Origin of the sequence: Mesorhizobium sp. M7A.F.Ca.ET.027.03.2.1, from assembly GCF_003999175.1 — a bacterium.
Taxonomy (GTDB): Bacteria; Pseudomonadota; Alphaproteobacteria; order Rhizobiales; family Rhizobiaceae; genus Mesorhizobium.
In genome coordinates this window covers 1-2,237 of record NZ_RZOM01001018.1, presented here as the reverse complement: position 1 = coordinate 2,237, position 2,237 = coordinate 1, and the positions used below count along the sequence as shown (strand labels likewise).

The following is a 2,237-nucleotide window of genomic DNA, read 5'->3' as shown; positions in this document are numbered from 1 at the left end:
CCCTTGGTCATGGCGAAATAATCGACGTATTGCGACGTGCCGTAATAGTCCGGCGCGTAGAACACCGCCGTCATCGGGATGCCGTCGCCATTGACGCGTTCGCGCCAGTTGGCGAAGGGGATCGGCTGCAGGTCGAGCTTGATGTTGATCTTGGCCAAATCCTGCTGAACCTTCTGCATCAACAGCGACAGATCGACGCCATAGACGTTCATGCCGGGAAACGCCGCTTCCATCTCGAAGCCGTCGGCATGGCCGGCCTTGGCCAGAAGTTCCTTTGCCTTGGCGACGTCATAGGGTTGCGCCTCGAAGCCCGAACCGCCGGGGAAGCCGAGCGGGATCGGTGCGCTGATCAACTGGCCCTCGGAGCCGATGGTGAAGTCGAGGATGCTCGGACGGTCGAGACCGAGCGAAATGGCCTCGCGCACTTCGGGCGTCAGCGGAACCTTGTTGGCCTTGGCGCCGGGCGACAGCGCCACATAGATGAAATTGTAGGACGGCACGGTCTCGATTTTCACGTCGCTGCCGGTCATCGTCTTGGCCGTGTCCGGGTCGATCTGCATGGCGATGTCGGCGGTGCCGCTCTGCAGCATCTGTGCCTGGGCCACCGCATCCTTGGTCTGGCGGATGACGACTTCGCTCAGCGCCGGCGCCGTGCGCCAGTATTTGTCGTTGCGTGCCAGCCGCAGTTCCGAATTGGGCTCATAGGATTTCAGCACGAACGGTGCGCTGCCGGCCGAATGCGCCAGAAACCAGGCCTCGGCATTGTCTGTCGTCGAAGCGTCCGCATCGGCCTTGGCGCCGGCTTCGGAAGCAACCTTGCTGTTGACGACCGCTGCGTAGGGCGCCGCCGCGATGTTGAGGAATTCGGAGCTCGGCGCGACCATCTTGACGACCACCGTATGCGCGTCCGGGGTCTCGATCGAGGCGACATTGTCCATCAGGAACGAGGCGCTGCCCTTGAGGTTCTTCAGCCTCTCCCAGGACCATTTCACGTCCTTGGCTTCGACCGGCGAACCGTCCGAGAATTTGGCGGCCGGGTCGAGCGTGAAGGTGAAGCTGCTCTGGTCGGCATTGCCTTCCCATTTGGAAGCGAGCAACGGGATCAGCTTGTTGTCCTTGTCCAGCGTCAGCAGCGATTCATAGACGCTGGAATTGTAGATCTGGCAGGTGTCGCAGAAGGCGCGGTGCGGATCGAGCGAGTTGAGGTCGATGTTGCGCGCAATGACCAGCGGCTTGCTGTCCTGCGCGAACGTGGCCGGCGCCCAGAAGGCGCTGGTGGCCAGCAGCACGGCTGCCAGCATCGTCGCCCTGGTCTTGTTTCTCTGTAGGATGCTCATGTCAGTTCTCCCATTTTCTTGTCGGATCTTTGTGGCAATGCGTTCGCTCTATCCACCCACGGCAGTGAGGGATTGAAGCGCGGCCTTGAGCTTTTCAGCGCCGCCCAGTGCGGCGCGGTTGAGCGGGGCCGATACGACGGGAGCCGAGAGGCTTCCCGTCACATGCAGGATCTCGTGATCGAGATAATCGAACACGCGATCCTGAATCTCCTGTGTCAGTCGTCCGCCAAGCGATAGCCCACGCTGCACCTGTTCGATGACGGCTACCCGGTTGGTCTTGCGGATCGAGGCCTCCACCAGCGGCCAGTCGAGCCCGGTCGGGTCGAGGCTGCGCAGGTCGATGATCTCGGCATCGACGCCGGTCTCCTCGACCACCTGGCTGGCGACGGCAACCATGCTGGCGCTGGTGAGCAGTGTACAGGCGCTGCCCGGCCTGACGATCTTCGCCTTGCCGAGCCGCACGCAATAGTCGCGGTCGTCCGCAGGCACAGGGCCTTCGCTCGGGAACAGCTCGACATGCTCGATGACGACGACCGGATCGTCGCATTTCAGCGCTGAATTCATCAGGCCGATATAGTCGAAGGGCGTCGTCGGCGCGACGATGCGCCAGCCGGGAAACAGGGCGAACAGGCCGGACGGATCGCCCGAATGCTGCGAGCCGTAGCCGGTGTGCGGCGAGACGCGCACCCTGACCACGATTGGCACCGGAAAGCCGCCGCCGAACATGTGGCGCACCTTGCTGACCGCGTTGAACAGCTGGTCGGCGGCAACCAGGCAGAAGTCGCCGAACATGATCTCGACCATCGGCCGCAAGCCGCAAAGCGCTGCACCCAGCGCCACCCCGACAAAACCATTCTCGGCGATGGGCATCGCCAGCACACGCTCCGGCCAGCGCTCCAG

2 protein-coding genes are annotated in these 2,237 nt (G+C 63.0%); both read right to left on the bottom strand.

The genetic code is table 11. From position 1 onward, the window contains the following. The coding region (locus EN750_RS30495; protein ID WP_245482856.1) for an ABC transporter substrate-binding protein at positions 1–1,301 on the bottom strand (1,301 nt) is incomplete at its 3' end. Positions 1,302–1,385: 84 nt separating this feature from the next. Beyond that, positions 1,386–2,237 (bottom strand): transketolase C-terminal domain-containing protein (locus EN750_RS30490; RefSeq protein WP_281062341.1); only part of this gene is annotated, 852 nt, incomplete at its 5' end.